16 protein-coding genes and 9 pseudogenes are annotated in these 13,968 nt (G+C 68.6%); 11 read left to right on the top strand and 14 right to left on the bottom strand.

Features of this window, described 5'->3' with window-relative positions; translation table 11 throughout:
• The first annotated feature begins 24 nt into the window (after positions 1-24).
• Positions 25-686, top strand: a pseudogene (locus tag ACHMWU_RS21040) (potassium channel family protein).
• Positions 686-1,344: pseudogene (locus tag ACHMWU_RS21045) on the top strand (potassium channel family protein). Before ACHMWU_RS21040 ends, ACHMWU_RS21045 begins: the two co-directional pseudogenes overlap by 1 nt.
• Positions 1,345-1,458: 114 nt before the next feature.
• On the opposite strand, the gene ACHMWU_RS21050 reads toward ACHMWU_RS21045, so the two are convergent.
• The 5 genes and pseudogenes from ACHMWU_RS21050 to dut form a co-directional block, all read right to left on the bottom strand.
• Positions 1,459-1,626, bottom strand: a complete 168-nt coding sequence (locus tag ACHMWU_RS21050; RefSeq protein ID WP_396046952.1) for a hypothetical protein — start codon at positions 1,624-1,626, stop codon at positions 1,459-1,461.
• A 100-nt stretch (positions 1,627-1,726) separates the two neighbouring features.
• Positions 1,727-2,140: pseudogene (locus tag ACHMWU_RS21055) on the bottom strand (DUF3159 domain-containing protein); the annotation flags it as partial.
• The gene (locus ACHMWU_RS21060) at positions 2,137-2,487 is read right to left on the bottom strand and encodes a DNA-binding protein (RefSeq protein WP_396046520.1); all 351 of its coding nucleotides are present in this window, start codon (positions 2,485-2,487) and stop codon (positions 2,137-2,139) included. The gene ACHMWU_RS21060 and the pseudogene ACHMWU_RS21055, both read right to left, overlap by 4 nt.
• A gap of 9 nt (positions 2,488-2,496) precedes the next feature.
• A complete protein-coding gene (locus ACHMWU_RS21065; protein WP_396046522.1) occupies positions 2,497-3,036 on the bottom strand; it encodes a DUF3710 domain-containing protein in 540 nt (179 codons plus the stop codon).
• A gap of 112 nt (positions 3,037-3,148) precedes the next feature.
• Positions 3,149-3,589: pseudogene (gene dut / locus ACHMWU_RS21070) on the bottom strand (dUTP diphosphatase); the annotation flags it as partial.
• A gap of 67 nt (positions 3,590-3,656) precedes the next feature.
• On the opposite strand from dut, the gene ACHMWU_RS21075 reads away from it, so the two are divergent.
• Both ACHMWU_RS21075 and ACHMWU_RS21080 read left to right on the top strand, forming a co-directional pair.
• Complete coding sequence (locus ACHMWU_RS21075; protein WP_396046524.1) at positions 3,657-4,121, top strand: DUF3093 domain-containing protein; 465 nt, start codon at positions 3,657-3,659, stop codon at positions 4,119-4,121.
• Between the two features lie 138 nt (positions 4,122-4,259).
• Positions 4,260-4,556, top strand: a complete 297-nt coding sequence (locus ACHMWU_RS21080) for a DUF4235 domain-containing protein (RefSeq protein ID WP_396046526.1) — start codon at positions 4,260-4,262, stop codon at positions 4,554-4,556.
• Here the strand turns inward: ACHMWU_RS21080 and ACHMWU_RS21085 are convergent.
• From ACHMWU_RS21085 to ACHMWU_RS21110, 6 genes and pseudogenes are all read right to left on the bottom strand, one after another.
• Positions 4,531-4,830 (bottom strand): annotated as a pseudogene (locus tag ACHMWU_RS21085) (DUF4193 domain-containing protein). The gene ACHMWU_RS21080 and the pseudogene ACHMWU_RS21085 sit on opposite strands and share 26 nt — an antisense overlap.
• A 136-nt stretch (positions 4,831-4,966) precedes the next feature.
• On the bottom strand, positions 4,967-5,422 hold the full coding sequence (locus ACHMWU_RS21090; RefSeq protein ID WP_396046528.1) for an inositol monophosphatase family protein: 456 nt from the start codon (positions 5,420-5,422) through the stop codon (positions 4,967-4,969).
• A pseudogene (locus ACHMWU_RS21095) lies at positions 5,406-5,498 on the bottom strand (hypothetical protein); the annotation flags it as partial. The pseudogene ACHMWU_RS21095 and the gene ACHMWU_RS21090, both read right to left, overlap by 17 nt.
• Before the next feature lie 187 nt (positions 5,499-5,685).
• Entirely contained in the window at positions 5,686-5,943 is a 258-nt protein-coding gene (locus ACHMWU_RS21100) for a hypothetical protein (RefSeq protein ID WP_396046955.1), read from the bottom strand.
• A gap of 134 nt (positions 5,944-6,077) precedes the next feature.
• Positions 6,078-6,728 (bottom strand): annotated as a pseudogene (locus tag ACHMWU_RS21105) (ferrochelatase); the annotation flags it as partial.
• 4 nt (positions 6,729-6,732) lie between these two features.
• Positions 6,733-6,936: a hypothetical protein gene (locus tag ACHMWU_RS21110; RefSeq protein ID WP_396046530.1), complete on the bottom strand. Its 204-nt coding sequence runs from the start codon at positions 6,934-6,936 to the stop codon at positions 6,733-6,735.
• On the opposite strand from ACHMWU_RS21110, the gene ACHMWU_RS21115 reads away from it, so the two are divergent.
• The 6 genes and pseudogenes from ACHMWU_RS21115 to ACHMWU_RS21140 all read left to right on the top strand — a co-directional run bounded on the left by ACHMWU_RS21115 (position 6,935) and on the right by ACHMWU_RS21140 (position 11,213).
• Positions 6,935-7,642 (top strand): hypothetical protein, encoded by a 708-nt coding sequence (locus ACHMWU_RS21115; protein ID WP_396046532.1) that lies wholly within the window; start codon positions 6,935-6,937, stop codon positions 7,640-7,642. The two genes, ACHMWU_RS21110 and ACHMWU_RS21115, sit on opposite strands and share 2 nt — an antisense overlap.
• 5 nt (positions 7,643-7,647) lie before the next feature.
• Positions 7,648-7,956: a hypothetical protein gene (locus ACHMWU_RS21120; protein WP_396046534.1), complete on the top strand. Its 309-nt coding sequence runs from the start codon at positions 7,648-7,650 to the stop codon at positions 7,954-7,956.
• Between the two features lie 52 nt (positions 7,957-8,008).
• Positions 8,009-8,143 (top strand): hypothetical protein, encoded by a 135-nt coding sequence (locus tag ACHMWU_RS21125; protein ID WP_396046536.1) that lies wholly within the window; start codon positions 8,009-8,011, stop codon positions 8,141-8,143.
• A gap of 214 nt (positions 8,144-8,357) precedes the next feature.
• Positions 8,358-9,174: pseudogene (locus ACHMWU_RS21130) on the top strand (proline dehydrogenase family protein); the annotation flags it as partial.
• Positions 9,175-9,509: 335 nt separating this feature from the next.
• Positions 9,510-10,787, top strand: coding sequence for an aldehyde dehydrogenase family protein (locus ACHMWU_RS21135; RefSeq protein ID WP_396046957.1), 1,278 nt, complete (start codon positions 9,510-9,512; stop codon positions 10,785-10,787).
• An 18-nt stretch (positions 10,788-10,805) separates the two neighbouring features.
• Positions 10,806-11,213: a hypothetical protein gene (locus tag ACHMWU_RS21140; RefSeq protein ID WP_396046537.1), complete on the top strand. Its 408-nt coding sequence runs from the start codon at positions 10,806-10,808 to the stop codon at positions 11,211-11,213.
• A 153-nt stretch (positions 11,214-11,366) separates the two neighbouring features.
• On the opposite strand, the gene ACHMWU_RS21145 is transcribed toward ACHMWU_RS21140, so the two are convergent.
• Together ACHMWU_RS21145 and ACHMWU_RS21150 are read right to left on the bottom strand one after the other, a co-directional pair.
• On the bottom strand, positions 11,367-11,636 hold the full coding sequence (locus tag ACHMWU_RS21145; RefSeq protein WP_396046539.1) for a trimeric intracellular cation channel family protein: 270 nt from the start codon (positions 11,634-11,636) through the stop codon (positions 11,367-11,369).
• Positions 11,637-11,672: 36 nt separating this feature from the next.
• The gene (locus ACHMWU_RS21150) at positions 11,673-11,894 is read right to left on the bottom strand and encodes a TRIC cation channel family protein (RefSeq protein WP_396046541.1); all 222 of its coding nucleotides are present in this window, start codon (positions 11,892-11,894) and stop codon (positions 11,673-11,675) included.
• A gap of 394 nt (positions 11,895-12,288) precedes the next feature.
• Between ACHMWU_RS21150 and sepH the strand changes: the two are divergent.
• Positions 12,289-13,008: pseudogene (sepH, locus tag ACHMWU_RS21155) on the top strand (septation protein SepH); the annotation flags it as partial.
• A 130-nt stretch (positions 13,009-13,138) separates the two neighbouring features.
• Here sepH and ACHMWU_RS21160 read toward each other — a convergent pair.
• Entirely contained in the window at positions 13,139-13,792 is a 654-nt protein-coding gene (locus tag ACHMWU_RS21160) for a thymidine kinase (protein WP_396046543.1), read from the bottom strand.
• Positions 13,793-13,968: the final 176 nt, after the last annotated feature.

Below are 13,968 nucleotides of genomic sequence, written 5' to 3' on the forward strand. Positions count from 1 at the left end.
CCTTCCAGGTGTAGCGTCGCCTCCGTGCACATCGTGATCATGGGCTGCGGCCGGGTCGGTTCGACGTTGACCCGAAGCCTCGAGCAGCGCGGCCACACCACCGCCGTCATCGACACCAATCCGGACGCCTTTCGTCGTCTGGGCACCGGATTCGCCGGCATCACGGTGACCGGCATGGGATTCGACCGCGAGGTGCTGAAGAAGGCCGGCATCGAACGCGCCGACGCCTTCGCGGCGGTCTCCAGCGGCGACAACTCCAACATCATCTCGGCGCGCGTCGCACGTGAGCAGTTCCAGGTCGAGAACGTCGTCGCCCGGATCTACGATCCGGGGCCGAGCCGAGGTCTACGAACGACTCGGCGTCCCCACGGTCGCGACGGTGCCGTGGGCCGCCGACCAGGTGCTCAAGCGCCTGCTGCCGGCTGGCTCCAACCGGCCTGGCGAGACAGTCCGGCGACGTCCGGCTCGACCTGGTCTACGCGCCCTTCTCGTGGATCGGTCACCGCATCGTCGAGCTCGAAGAGGCTGCCAGCGTGCGTGTCGCGTATCTGACCCGTCTGGGCGCGGGACTGATCGCCCGGCCCGACACCGTGATCCAGGAGGGCGACTACCTCAGCGTCTTCATGCTGGAGGCCTCGGCCGACAGCACCCATGCCGTGCTCGAAGCAGGACCGGAGGCCGACTGATGCGCGTCGTGATTGCCGGAGCCGGCGCAGTGGGCCGTTCGGTTGCCCAGAGCCCATCGACAACGGCCACTCGATCTTGCTGATCGACAAGTCCCCCGCCTCGATCCGTTCTGAGATGGTGCCGCAGGCGCAGTGGCTGCTCGCTGATGCGTGCGCTGTCGTCGTTGGAGGAGGCCCGGCTCCAGTCGTGCGACGTCGTGATCTCGGCGACCGGCGACGACAAGGCCAATCTCGTCATCTCGCTGCTGGCCAAGACCGAGTTCGCGGTGCCGCGCACGGTCGGCCGGGTCAATCATCCGAGCAACGAGTGGCTGTTCAGCGAGTCGTGGGGTGTCGACGTCTCGGTGTCGACGCCGCGGTTGATGTCGGCGCTGGTCGAGGAGGCTGTCACGGTCGGTGACCTGGTGCGGCTGTTCACGTTCCGGCAGAGCAACACCGATCTCGTCGAGCTCACGATGCCGGCTGACTCGCCGTTCATCGGTACTCGGGTGTGCGACGTCCCGTGGCCCTCCGATGCCGTCCTGGTCGCGATCCTGCGCGACAACAGCATCCAGACCCCCGATGGCGACCGTTCGCTGGAGTCTGGCGACGCTTGCTGTTCGTGACTCCGTCCGACGTCGAGGACGAGCTGGGCGAGCTGCTCTCCCCCCGCAAGTAGCCCCGCTGACGAGGCCCTTGCCGCCCCTGACGAGGCCGTTATGGCCCCTCGACGAGGTGCAGGCTGCCGGCCGAAGGGCGGCAAGCCTCTCGTCGTGGGGCGACAACTACCTCTTCAGCGGGGGTCGGTGGGTGGGGGTGTGTCGAGCTCGATCGGGGTGCGGTTGCGGCTCAGGAGCCAGGCCATGACCGCGAAGGATGCCAGCTGCAGAGGCCAGCCCAGCGCGATCTTCGAGACGCCCAGCAGGCCGATCTGGTGATCCAGCCACAGCGGCAGCTGCACCGCGACACGCAGGACGCACGGGATCGCCAGGATCCAGGTCAGCTTGCGAGCACAGCTTGACCATCGCCTTGTCGCTGTGCCACGCGGTGGCGTCGCCGGTCACCGAGCCGACCATGAATCCGACGATCGGCCAGCCGATCACGATCGTGAAGATGATCACGACCGCGTACGCACCGTTGTAGATGAGGCCCGGCGTGAAGACAGCTCGGGCGATGTCTTCGTCGGAGCCGCCCGACTGTGACGCCCGGTAGGCGAACAGGGCGCCGATACCGATGCCGACCAGCGCGTTGAACACGAACTGCGTCGTCGACCGCTGGAGGATCCTGATCAGGAGCAGAGCGGCCGTGACGCCGATGCTGATGTACAGCGACAGCCGGATCTCGTCGGAGATCAGGAAGCACACCGTGAACAGCGCCGTGGGCACGGCGCTCTCGACGATGCCTCGCCGCCCGCCGAGCGCCCGCGCCAGCTGGGCACGGACGACCTGTTCGACCGTGGCCTGTGCGCTGCTCACGCGTCGAGCTCGTAGCGAGGGTTGTACAGGACTCGCTCGGTCGTGCGGGTGCCGATGCGGCCGTGTGCCGTGGTTGCCGGCCCACGGCAATGCCCTGGATCCGGCGACGCCCCAGCCAGACCAGCGTGACGCTGTCGAGAACCGTCGTACAGCCTGGCCTCGAGCGCCGTGACGCCGTCGACAGGACGCAACGTCACCGAACGCAGGACACCGTGGATCGAGACGACCGACCGGTCAGGAAGCGAGCAGATCAGCTGGCATCCGGCCCTGGTCGCGTCGTTCTGGAGCTCACCGGCCTCCTGCTTCTCGGACGAGAGCCGATCAAGCGTTCGGCTGAAGAGTCCCATGCCCCGATTCTACTCTCCGTCGAGGACGACGGTCGTGGTCTCCGGCGGCGTCAGCAGCAGGGCCTCGCGCAGCAGGCGGGGTTCGCTGCCACGGACGACGATGACGTCGCGCAATGCGTCCATGAGCAGTCCCTCGTCGCTCGGGTTGAGACCCGCGTCGCCGAGGAAGGTCGCGCGCAGGAGCCACCGCGGGCCTTCGATGCCGAGGATCCGACTGGGCTGGAAGCCCTCCTCGCCGTCCATGTCGACGGGCACGCGCACGTGCAGCTCGGGGCCGAACAGGCCGTCGACCTGCTCGCACTGGCCGTTGAGCCGCTCGACCTCGAGGATCAGGTCGTCGCGCACCTCGTCCCACAGGCCGCCGGACTTGTTGGCCGCGAACGCGCGCAGCTCCAAGGCGGCGTTGTCAGCGATCAGCACGACAGATCCGATGTCGTCGTTCTGGTCGACGGGGAGCTCGAGGTTGAGCCCGATCCGGACCTTGACGACCAGTGCCCCGAGATCGACCGAGGCAGGATCGTCCCCGGGCGTCCGCTCAGAGCTGTCCACGGTCCGAGGTGGCGAACCCCCTCGACCGTCTTGATCTCGTCGACCGGTTCCTCGACCGGCTGGTTCTTGCTGCGTCGGCGTGCCATCGGCTGTTCTCCTCGTGGATGTCAACGGTCGCGTGACCGCCTGTAGAACCGTATCCCCCTGCGCCGCGCACCGAGTCCGGAAGTGCCTGAACTTCGGCAAAGGAAACCCGTTCGACCCGTTGGATGACGAGCTGGGCGATACGGTCGCCCCGGTTCACCTTGATCGTCTCTCGGAGATCGTGGTTGATCAACAGCACCTTGATCTCGCCGCGATAGCCCGCATCGATCGTGCCCGGGGTGTTGACGATCGACAGTCCGAGGCGCAGCGCCAGACCGGACCGCGGGTGGACGAAGGCGGCCAGCCCGTCCGGAAGGGCCAGTGCGATCCCGGTGGGGACGAGCACGCGTTCACCGGGTGCGAGCTCGACGTCGACCGTCGACACCAGGTCGGCTCCGGCGTCACCTGGGTGCGCATACTCCGGCATCGGAACGTCTGGGTCCAACCGCGTGACAGCCACCTCGAACATGGCTGCGACCCTACCTGCGTCGGGTGCCTGGTCCGCATGAGGCAAGGTTGAACCGTGACGAACTACCGTGAACGCCTGTCCGCTCCCGTCTCCTGGTCGGCTGGCAGCCGTCTTCTTCGCCCTCGTCTGGGGCTGGTTGTTCTGGGTCGTCACGACGTGGCCGATCACCATCACCGTGACAGTTCTGCTGTCCGTCGCCGGTTGCTTCCTGGTCTGGCGCTACGGAGCAGTCGACATCACGGTGGACGCCGACGGGCTGCGCGTCGGACGCGCGCACCTCGAGCCGCGCCACATCGGCGAGGTCACCGTGCTCAACCGGGCGGCCTACCGTCACACGCTCGGACCGGGTGCTGACGTCCGTGCCCACATGATGACTCGTCCGTACATCGACCACGGAATCACCGTTGTCGTCGACGATCCGACCGATCCGGCCCCATACTGGCTGATCTCAAGCCGGCACCCCGAGGCACTTGCCGCGGCGCTGGCACCCACGACATCGAACGGAGACGCGCCCCGTGGCCAAGAAGCGTAAGAAGGCCCCGTCCTCGCTGGAGGCTCAGGCCGCGGCGACACCGACGAGCAAGGCGCCCGGCAAGGGCACGTGGAAGCTCATGGACAGGAGCGCCACGATCGCGTCGGGTCTGCTGGCGCAGCGCGCGACGATGCTGGCGTGGCGGGCCGTGACGGGCAAGAAGCCGCCGACGACGGGCGCCATCCAGAGGTCAGCACCCGCGAGGCGGTCGCCTGGGCCGTGGTGGGCGGGGCCATGGTCGAGCTCGTCAAGGTCGCAACCCGGCGGGGCGCAGCAACGTACTGGGTCAAGTCGACCGGCCAGCTGCCGCCCGGCATGAAGCCTTTGGCCGACGCCAAGTCCAAGGCCCCGGACAACGCAAAGGAGCCGGTCCTTGCGGAACCGGCTCCCACATCGTCACCCCGAAAAGTCAGTCGGCGCAATCGCGGCAGATGAGCGCGCCGTTCTTCTCAGACGCGAGCTGGCTGCGGTGATGCACCAGGAAGCACGACGAGCACGTGAACTCGTCGACCTGCTTGGGAATCACCTGGACGGCCAGCCTTCGTGCGAGAGGTCGGCTCCGGGCAGCTCGAATGATTCCGCTGCCTCGGTCTCGTCCTCGTCGACCTTGCCGGAATTCTTTCGTGCCGACGCGCCTTGAGCTCCCTCGATACTGTCCTCGGACTGCTCTTTCTTCAGTCTTGCGCGGTGCGTCGTAGTCGGTAGCCATCAACTCTCCTATTGTGCGGAACAACCGGCGTGATTGTGCCACATCTTGCTGTGGCATTCACACTCAGAACCCACAAGTGCGTACGAGCGCGAAATATTCCTCTGCCATCGCGGGGTGTGCTGCCATCACCATACGTTCATTCGGCTCGCTCGTCGAGGCCGGTCATGACGAGACCCGATTCGGTCGCCACCAGGCCGGCTGCGGCCTGGTCCCACAGGTGCAGCCCCTGCTCGAAGTACAGGTCGTACTGCCCCTCCGCGAGCGCGCACAGGTTGAGCGCGGCCGAGCCGGTGCGCCGGATGTCGGCGACCTGCGGCAGGAAGACGGCCATCGCGGCGGCCTGCTTGGCCCGGATCTCCTGCACGTAGTGAAAGCCGGAGGCAACGATGGCCTTGGGCAGCGGCGCTCCGACCGGCGCTGTCAGTGTGACGCGTTCGTCCCGCTCGTAGCGCCACGCGCCCTGCCCCCGGACGGCACCCCATTCCTCGCGGGTCGCGATGTTGACGACATGTCCGGCCACGACGACGCCGCCGCCGTGCGGCGATCGCGACGGCGTAGGCCGGGATTCCGTGGATGAAGTTGACGGTTCCATCGATCGGATCGACGACCCAGTCGACGCCGGGACGTGCCGACGATGTCGTCACCTTCCTTGCCGACGAAGCCGTCATCGGGTCGAGCAGCGAAGATGCGGTCACGGATCAGCCGTTCGCAGGCCTGGTCGATCTCCGTGACGACGTCGGTCGGGCTGCTCTTGGTCGTCGCGACGTCGACCCGGCCCTCGGGCGGCTGCTGCGGACGAACTCGGCAGCCTCCAGCCCGACGGCGCGCGCGCTCCGAGGAGCGACTCGGCGGCGCTCATGCGATCGTCGGGAGGACGGAGCGCGGGTTGAAGCAGCAGTCCACGGCGCAGACGTCGTGGGACGCTGGCAGTCGCCGAGCGACCTTCGTGCGACGGGCCTCGCTGCGCTCGACGGCGGCCCGTTCGAGCAGCAGCTCTCGGACCATCGCGACGAAGTCGGGCGTGCCCCGGTGTGGCCACCCGCTCGTAGCGCAGCCCGAGCCTCGCTCGGCGGTTGCCTTGCCTTCGGCGTCGAGGTCGTAGATGACCTCCATGTGGTCGGAGATGAACCCGATCGGCACCACGACGCACCGACCGACCGCCCTGCTCGTGCAGGGTGCGCAGGTGGTCGTCTCACGTCGGGCTCGAGCCACGGAACGTGCGGCGAGCCCGATCGGGAGCAGTACGCCAGGCCGACCAGTTCTCCTGCGCCGGCGCCGTCGGCGACCAACGCGGCGACGCTCTCGTGCTGGTGCAGGTAGGCCGCGCACCGGGGCCGCCGCTCGCCTCGTTCATCGAGGTCGGGATCGAGCGGGTCACGAAGACGACGTGCGTGCCGGCGGGAGCCGAGGCCAGCGCAGTCTCTGGTCGCCTCGACGAACGGACCGACGAATCCGGGGTGGTTGAAGTAGTGCCGCAGCCTGCTGAGACCGATCTCGAGCCCCGTGGTCGCGTCGTACAGGTCTTCGCGGTACTGGCGGCAGCCGGAGTACGACGAGTATGCGTGGTCACGAAGCAGGCGGCCCGCTCGACGTGCCGGAGCGATCCGCTGGGCGGCGTCGCGCAGGTAGGGATCCCAGTTGCGGTTGCCCCAGTAGATCGGCAGGTCGACTCGATGGTCGGCGAAGTCCTTGCGCAGCGCGTCGAGCAGCTCGAGGTTGAGCTCGTTGATCGGCGACTTCCCGCCGAACAGGAAGTAGCGCTGACCACCTCTTCCGAGGCGCTCGCGCGGGATGCCGCGACCGGCGGTGACGTTCTCGAGAAATGGCACGACGTCGTCCGGGTGTTCCGGGCCGCCGAACGAGACGAGCAGGAGCGCGTCGAAGGGGCGAACATTCATGCCCTCATCCTCGCACCGTGACCCATTTGTCACACGGGGCGGGAAGGCCAGGATGCTGACGAAGTACCGGGACGCGCTGTCCCACCGCGGCGCAGCGCTGTTCTCGTTCACGGCCCTGCGGTCGCGGTTGCCGATGTCGATGGCTGGTCTCGGCATCGCGCTGCTGATCAACGCAGCGCACCGGCTCGTACGGGCAGGCCGGTGTCATGTCGGCGTCCTACGTCCTGTCGGCGGCTGCGTTCGGTCCGTGGGCAGGGGCGCCTGGCCGATCGTCTGGGCCAGAGCGTCGTCCTGTGGGTCGTCGGGCGCTGTACGCGACCGGGATGACCTTGTTCATCCTGGTGCTCGACGCGGGCTGGGATGCCCCCTGGCCGCACCTGTGCCTGGTCCTGACCGGGCTTGCCACGCCCCAGACCGGCAGCATGGTCCGTGCCCGCTGGTCGCACCTCCTGACTGATCGCGAACAGCGACACGGCCTTCTCGATCGAGGCCGTCCTCGACGAGGTGGCCTTTGTCCTCGGTCCCGTCCTGGTCACGTTCCTGACCCTGCACGTCAGCGACGTCTCCGGCCTGCTGTTCGCCGGCGGCCGCAGCCATGCTGGGCAGCTGGGCGTTGGCCCTGCAACGTCGCACCGCTCCCCCGCCCAGCGACCGTCGCGACGCCCCGCGGGGAGCCGATCCGGTGGACCGTGCTCGGGCCGTTGGTGGTGGTGTCGATGACGCTCGGCATCATCTTCGGCTCTGCCGAGGTCATCATCGCGGCGTTCACGACGAGCATGGCCACAAGGGCGCGGCCGGGCTGGCGTGCTGGCCGTCTGGGCTGCCGGCAGTCTCATCGCCGGCGTGATCGTCGGGGCTCTGCCGAGAGCGGCCAGCCCGCTGCGGCGGCTGCGGGGGATCGATCCTGGCGCTGAGCCTGGTGTTCGCGCCGTTGATGCTGCTGCCGACGAGCATCCCGCTGCTCGCCGTCGGGATGTTCCTCGGCCGGCTTCATGATCTCGCCTGCCTTGATCTCGATGGTCAACCTGATCGAGCGCCAAGTGCCGTCGTCCCGCCTGACCGAGTCGTTGACGTGGAGCATGACGGGCATGTCGGTCGGAATCGCTCCGGCGCTGCGGTCGTCGGCGCTGTGATCGACGCCCATGGGGCCTCGGCGGGCTTCTTGGTGCCTCTCGTGTGTGGCCTGGCCGGAGCGGCCGTCGCGTGGAGCATCCGCACTGTGGACTGAGTTCGGCGGAGCGTGAACAACCGGGACCAAAGTCACTAGTATCGGCCCGACGATGACCGAACTTCCCCTGGCTGACCGCAGCGTCGAGCTCGTCCGTGCGTGGGTTGATCCCAGCGCCCGCACGCTCGTCGACCCGATCTCGCCGCCCGGCGTCTGGCCCACCTTGTCAAGGATCCGCGCGGCATAGAGCTCACGATCGGCCTCATCGACCGGGGTCATCCGCCCGAGGACGATCGGGTCGCGGCTCGTCATCTCCGCGCCATGGTCCGGGACCCTCCGCCCTTTCTTTCTGCTCGTCAGAGCCTCTTGCCGAGCCTCGCTCGCTGGCCGCCGTCCTGTTTCCAGGGCTCGCTCGCGTCGTGGCCAGAAGGACCGTGCGTCGTGCTGTCGGCCATCTTGTGGTGGATGGCCGACCCGACCACCTGGGCCGCACGATCAAGAGCTTGCGCGGCAGCGGCGATCAGCTCAACCTCACGCTCCTCGGCGAGGCCGTGGTCGGCGAAGCCGGTGCTGCACGACGGCGCGACGAGATTTTCGCGCTGCTGCGACGCGATGATGTCGACCACGTCTCCGTCACGGTCTCGTCGGTCACCGGACAGCCGTCGCCGTGGTCGTTCGACGAATCGGTCGACCGGGCCGTCAAGCACCTTGCTCCCCTGTTCGCGCAAGCCGCGGTCGACCAGCCGAAGTTCATCGAGCTCGACCTGCAGACCTACCGCGACCTGCACCTCACGATCGCGGTGTTCACCCGCATCCTCGACTCGTTCCCCGATCTCGAGGCCGGCATCGTGCTGCCGGCGTACCTGCCCGACTCTCGACGCGATGAAGAAGCTGCAGTCCTGGGCGGCCCGGCGCCGGACCGCTGGCGGAGCTTCCCGTCCGGTACGGCTCGTCAAGGGCACCGAGTTAGCGATGGAGCGGGTCGAGGCCGCGAGGCACGGCTGGCCTCTCGCACCGTGGTCGACCGCCCGCGAGGCCGACACCCAGTACAAGCGCATCCTTCACTGGGCACTACGGCCAGAACGTGTCGAGGCCGTCCGCATCGCGGTTGCGACTCAGAACCTGTTCGACATCGCGTACGCCTGGTTGCTGGCCGGCGACCACGGCGTCCGCGAGGCGCTGCAGGTCGAGATGCCGCTCGGACTGGTCACTGGCCCGGCCGCCGCGGTGCGTGACGAGGTCGGAGCGTTGCTGCTCCATGCCCCGGTCGTCCGCCCGGCTCACCTCGACGCCGCGATCGCCTACTTCGTGAGAGAGCTCGGGGAGCAGACGAGCACCGACATCTCTTCCTTCGAGCGCGAGGCGCAAGGCTTCGTCGCGTCGGTCAAGGAGCTCGAGGCTGCCGCACCCGCCACTCACCGCGTGCAGAACCGCCTCACCGAGCTGCCGGTGCGACCCGGTGAGCACTTCGCGACACCCCCGACACCGACCCGTCGGTCGAGGCCAACCGCGAGTGGGCCCGGCTCGCGCTGGCCCGGTCCTCGTACACCCAGCTCGGCAGCCAGACCGTCCACGCCGGAAAGGTCCCCGGACCGGCGAGTCTCGAGACGGTCATCCACCAGGCGCGCGCGGCTGCCGAGGAGTGGCAGGCCCGCGGCCCCGAAGTTCGGGCCTGGGTGCTGCACCAGGCCGCCAACGCCATGGGGGCCCGTCGCGGCGATCTCGTGTCGGTCATGGCGGCGGAGGCAGGCAAGACCGTGGCCGAGTCCGACGCCGAGATCAGCGCGGCCGTCGACTTCGCCCACTACTACGCCGAAGCCGCACGGCGCCTCGAGGTCGTCGACGGCGCAACCTTCGTGCCCGACACCTTGACCGTCGTGGTGACGCCGTGGAACCTGCCAGTCGCGGGCCCAGCCGGATCCGTCCTGGCCGCGCTCGCCGTCGGCAGTGCCGTGATCGTCAAGGCCGCCCCGCAGACGCGGCACAGTGCTGCCGTCATGGTCGAGGCGCTCTGGCAGGCCGGCGTCCCGCGGGAGGTCCTGCGATTCGTCACGATCGACGAGGGCCCCTTGACCCAGGCGTTGATCTCCCACTCCGCGGTCGACCGGGTCATGCTGACCGGTGCCGGGGAGACCGCCCAGCTGTTCCGCTCCTGGCGTCCGGCGCTGCCACTCCTTGCTGCCACCAGCGGCAAGAACGCCGTCGTCGTCACCCCGTCCGCCGACCTCGATCTGGCCGTCACCGACCTGGTCGCCAGCGCCTTCGGGCAGACCGGTCTGCAGTGCTCGGCAGCGAGTCTGGCCATCCTGGTCGGGGCCGTTGCCGGATCCGAACGGTTCCGGCGCCAGCTCGTCGATGCCGTCTCGTCGCTCACGGTCGGCCTGCCCGATGATCTCGGGGTCACGACAGGACCGCTGATCGAGGCACCCTCGGGCGTCCTCGCCGACGGCCTCACGGCCCTGGATGACGGAGAGTCGTGGCTGCTTGCTCCCCGCCAGCTTAGTCCTGACGGACGGCTCTGGTCGCCCGGCATCCGCACCGGTGTGCGCCCGGGCAGTCGATTCCACACGAAGGAGTACTTCGGTCCCGTCCTGGGCATCATGCACGCCTCGACGCTCGAGCAGGCGATCGAGTGGCAGAACGGCACCGACTACGGGCTGGCCGCCGGTATCCACTCCCTCGACGCCGACGAGATCAGCACCTGGATCGACGAGATCGACGCCGGCAACCTGTACGTCAACCGCGACATCACCGGAACGATCGTGCAGCGGCAACCGTTCGGCGGGTGGAAGCGCTCGTCCGTGGGGGCGAATGCCAAGTCCGGCGGACCCAGCTTACCTGACGCGACTCGGTACCTGGCATCCCCGACCGCTGCGCGCCGTCCCCCGTGACAGCGATCCAGTCCCGCCGTGGCGGCGGTCCTCGATGCCGCCGAGCGCCACGTGACCCCGGCAGAGCTGGACGACCTGAAGGCCGCCGCCGCATCTGACGAGATCGCCTGGCAGCGCGAGTACGGCGTGGCCAAGGACGTCGCCGGACTCGGGGTCGAGCGCAGCCTGCTGCGCTACGTCCCCGCACCGGTCACGATCCGGTTCGACGGCTACCTGCCCGTCCTCGTGCGCGTCCTGCTCGCAGCGGCCCGCACCGGCGCCCCCGTGACGGTCAGCACCCGCGCCCCGCTGCCTGACGGGCTGGCCGCAGACGTCGTGGTGCAGAAGCACGACGAGTGGCTCGCGCACGTCGCCCAGGAGCGACCCGCACGGGTCCGGCTCGTGGGAAGCGACGCCGCCGAGTCTCGCGACCGTCCTCGACGGTGACCCCGACGTCACGATCCACGCGGGGCCCGTCACGCCATCGGGACGGATCGAGGCTCTGCCGTTCCTCCTGGAGCAGTCGATCTCGATCACGAACCACCGGTTCGGCCGTCCCCCACGCCGATCCGGCGTTCTCGCGGCTGCTCCCCCGCTGAGTCAGCCGAGCTGGGTGCCGGGCGGCAGGGGCGCTGTCCAGCCGCGGCGCAACGCCACGACCCGCCACACGAAGCAGATCGCTGCCCCCAGGCCGTACCACCACTGCGACCAGTCCTGGTGGGCCACGACGGCCGCGACGAGCGCTCCTGCGAACGCCGGTGTGGCATACAACTCACCGCGGAAGACAGCCGGGACTCGACCGGACGCCACGTCGCGGAGCATGCCACCACCGATGCCGGTCAGCATCCCCAAGGCGGACGACGCCAGCACGTTGAGGCCGGCCGCCTCGGCCGCGACAGCTCCCCGTCACGCAGAACAGCGCGAGCCCCAGGGCGTCGAGCAGCATGATCTCGCGCTCCAGACGACCGAACGTGGGGTGGAACAAAAACACCACCAGCGCAGTGGCGAACGCACCACGAGGTACCGCCAGTCGTCGAGCGCCTTCGGCGGCACCGCCCCGATCAGCACGTCTCGCATCACGCCGCCGCCGAGCCCGGTCATGAGCGCGAGCACCGCCACTCCGAACACGTCCAGTCTCCTTGCGGACCGCGACCAGCGCCCCGGTCGACGCGAACACGGCGATGCCGGCGAGATCGAAGATCAGCAGCAAGGTGTCGGACACGGCGACGACGTTATCGTGTGTCGGCGCGTCGCAGCATTTCCGCGTCCGGCCCGCCTAGGATTGAAGGAACACTTCGTGTGAACGCCCACCCGAAGACGTCGACATCGAAGGCGATGACATGCGTGACCTGAGGATCGAGGGTTTCAGCGACGACAAGCGCTTCCTCGTCGCGCGTGATGTCAGCACAGGCGAGAAGTTCCGCCTACCGGCCGACCAGCGGCTCACTGCCCTGGTCACGGCCCAGTCCGCACACAATGGGCAGTCCCGGCCCGGAGGCAGCTCCGCCAGTTGGAGATCCGCATGGAAAGTTCACTCAGCCCGCGCGACATCCAGACCCGCATCCGTCGTGGCGAATCACCCCAGTCGGTGGCCGACTCCGCCGGCGTCCCCATCGAGCGCATCAGCGGCTTCGCCGGTCCGGTGCTGGCCGAGCGCGAGTTCATGTGCGAGCAGGCCCGCAAGACCGCGATCCGCCGCAAGCACGTCAGCGGCACCGGCGTCCTGCTCGGAGCGCTCGTCGACGACACCATCATCTCGGCCGGAGGCGTTCCCGAGGCCGCCCTGTGGGACTCCTGGCGCCGCGAGGACGGCCGGTGGACGGTCACCGTCACGCCGGCCGATCGAGAGCAGCCCGCCAGCTTCCCGTTCGACGTCAAGAGCCGCTACGTCATGCCGGCCGACGCCTCGCCCACGACCTGGTGGGCGACGTCGCGCTGCCCGACTCGGCCGACATGGCCCTGGCCGACGTCGTGCGTTCGGCCGTGCGCACCACCGAGCCGCCTGCCGCCCCCGCCGAAGAGGCGGCCGTCCCCGAGCAGGAGACGCTGCCCGAGCTTCCAGATCGAGATCGAGGTCACGGCCGTCGAGCAGGTCGAGCCGCTGACCGGTGTCTCGTCACTGAAGGAGGCGCGTGACCGCCGCGCGCTCGAACAGCGCGATCGCCGAGAGCGAGCAGCAGGCCGAGGCGCCGACTGCCGAGATCGTCGAGGACGACTTCGAAGAGACCCTCGAGACGAATGTCGCCGTCCCCGACACCATGGGGCCGCGCAGCAAGAAGCGCCACGAACGGCGTCGCGTCCCCAGCTGGGACGAGATCATGTTCGGCGACAAGAACGACTGACCGCCTCGTTCGAGGCGCTGTGCCGCCGCTTCAGGCGAACGGCAGGACGTCCGGCGACATCGCAGCGGCCTTGGCCGTCGCGGCCGTCATCCGGCGTCGGTGGTGGCGCCGGCACAGCACCTCGTAGCCGACCTGACGGGCCGGCCGATCGAGGTCGTCCACGTCGCCGACCACGATGACCTCACCCTCGGTGACCATGACCCCGTCCTCGGTCCGCGCATTGTGCGTCGCTCGCTCGCCGCACCAGCACAACGCCTCGACCTGCAAGGTGTGCACCCGGTCGGCGAGCTCGATCAGGCGCAAGGAGCCCGAGAACAGCTTGGTCCGAAAGTCAGTCAGGATGCCGAAGGCGAAGACGTCGATGGCCAGCTCGTCGGTGATCTTGGCCAGATGATCGATCTGCTCGACGGTGTAGAACTGCGCCTCGTCGCACACGAAGTAGTCGATGCGACCGCCCTGGGTCAGCTCGTCGACCGTGAACTGCCAGAAGTTGAATGCATCGTCGACCTCGATCGCCGCGACCGCCAGCCCGAGCCGGCTCGACAGCGTGGCCGTGCCCGCCCGGTCGTGGGAGGTGAAGACCCGGCCGACCCTGCCGCGCGCACGGTGGTTGTGATCCATCTGGAGCGCCAGCGTGCTCTTGCCGCAGTCCATCGTGCCGCTGTAGAAGTTGAGGTCTGCCACCTGTGCATTCTCTCATTGCCATGGTGGGCACGTCGCAACGCACACTGCTCAGAGATCGCCTAGGCTCTGGGCCATGTCTGCTGCTGTCATCAGGTCTCGTCGTCGCGCAGCTGCCATCTGCGCGGTGTCACTTGCACTGCTGCCTGCGGGCTGCGGCGGCACGGACAGCGAAGACG

The sequence above is a fragment of the Aeromicrobium sp. UC242_57 genome, from assembly GCF_044452305.1.
GTDB lineage: Bacteria > Actinomycetota > Actinomycetes > Propionibacteriales > Nocardioidaceae > Aeromicrobium.

Excerpts from the sequence above, each read along its gene's own strand:
- ACHMWU_RS21125 (WP_396046536.1), top strand. The coding sequence starts at position 8,009 with ATGACCGAACTTCCCCTGGCTGACCGCAGCGTCGAGCTCGTCCGTGCG.
- ACHMWU_RS21090 (WP_396046528.1), bottom strand. The coding sequence starts at position 5,422 with ATGGAACCGTCAACTTCATCCACGGAATCCCGGCCTACGCCGTCGCGA.
- ACHMWU_RS21100 (WP_396046955.1), bottom strand. The coding sequence starts at position 5,943 with ATGGAGGTCATCTACGACCTCGACGCCGAAGGCAAGGCAACCGCCGAG.
- ACHMWU_RS21110 (WP_396046530.1), bottom strand. The coding sequence starts at position 6,936 with ATGACACCGGCCTGCCCGTACGAGCCGGTGCGCTGCGTTGATCAGCAG.
- ACHMWU_RS21115 (WP_396046532.1), top strand. The coding sequence starts at position 6,935 with ATGTCGGCGTCCTACGTCCTGTCGGCGGCTGCGTTCGGTCCGTGGGCA.
- ACHMWU_RS21060 (WP_396046520.1), bottom strand. The coding sequence starts at position 2,487 with ATGGGACTCTTCAGCCGAACGCTTGATCGGCTCTCGTCCGAGAAGCAG.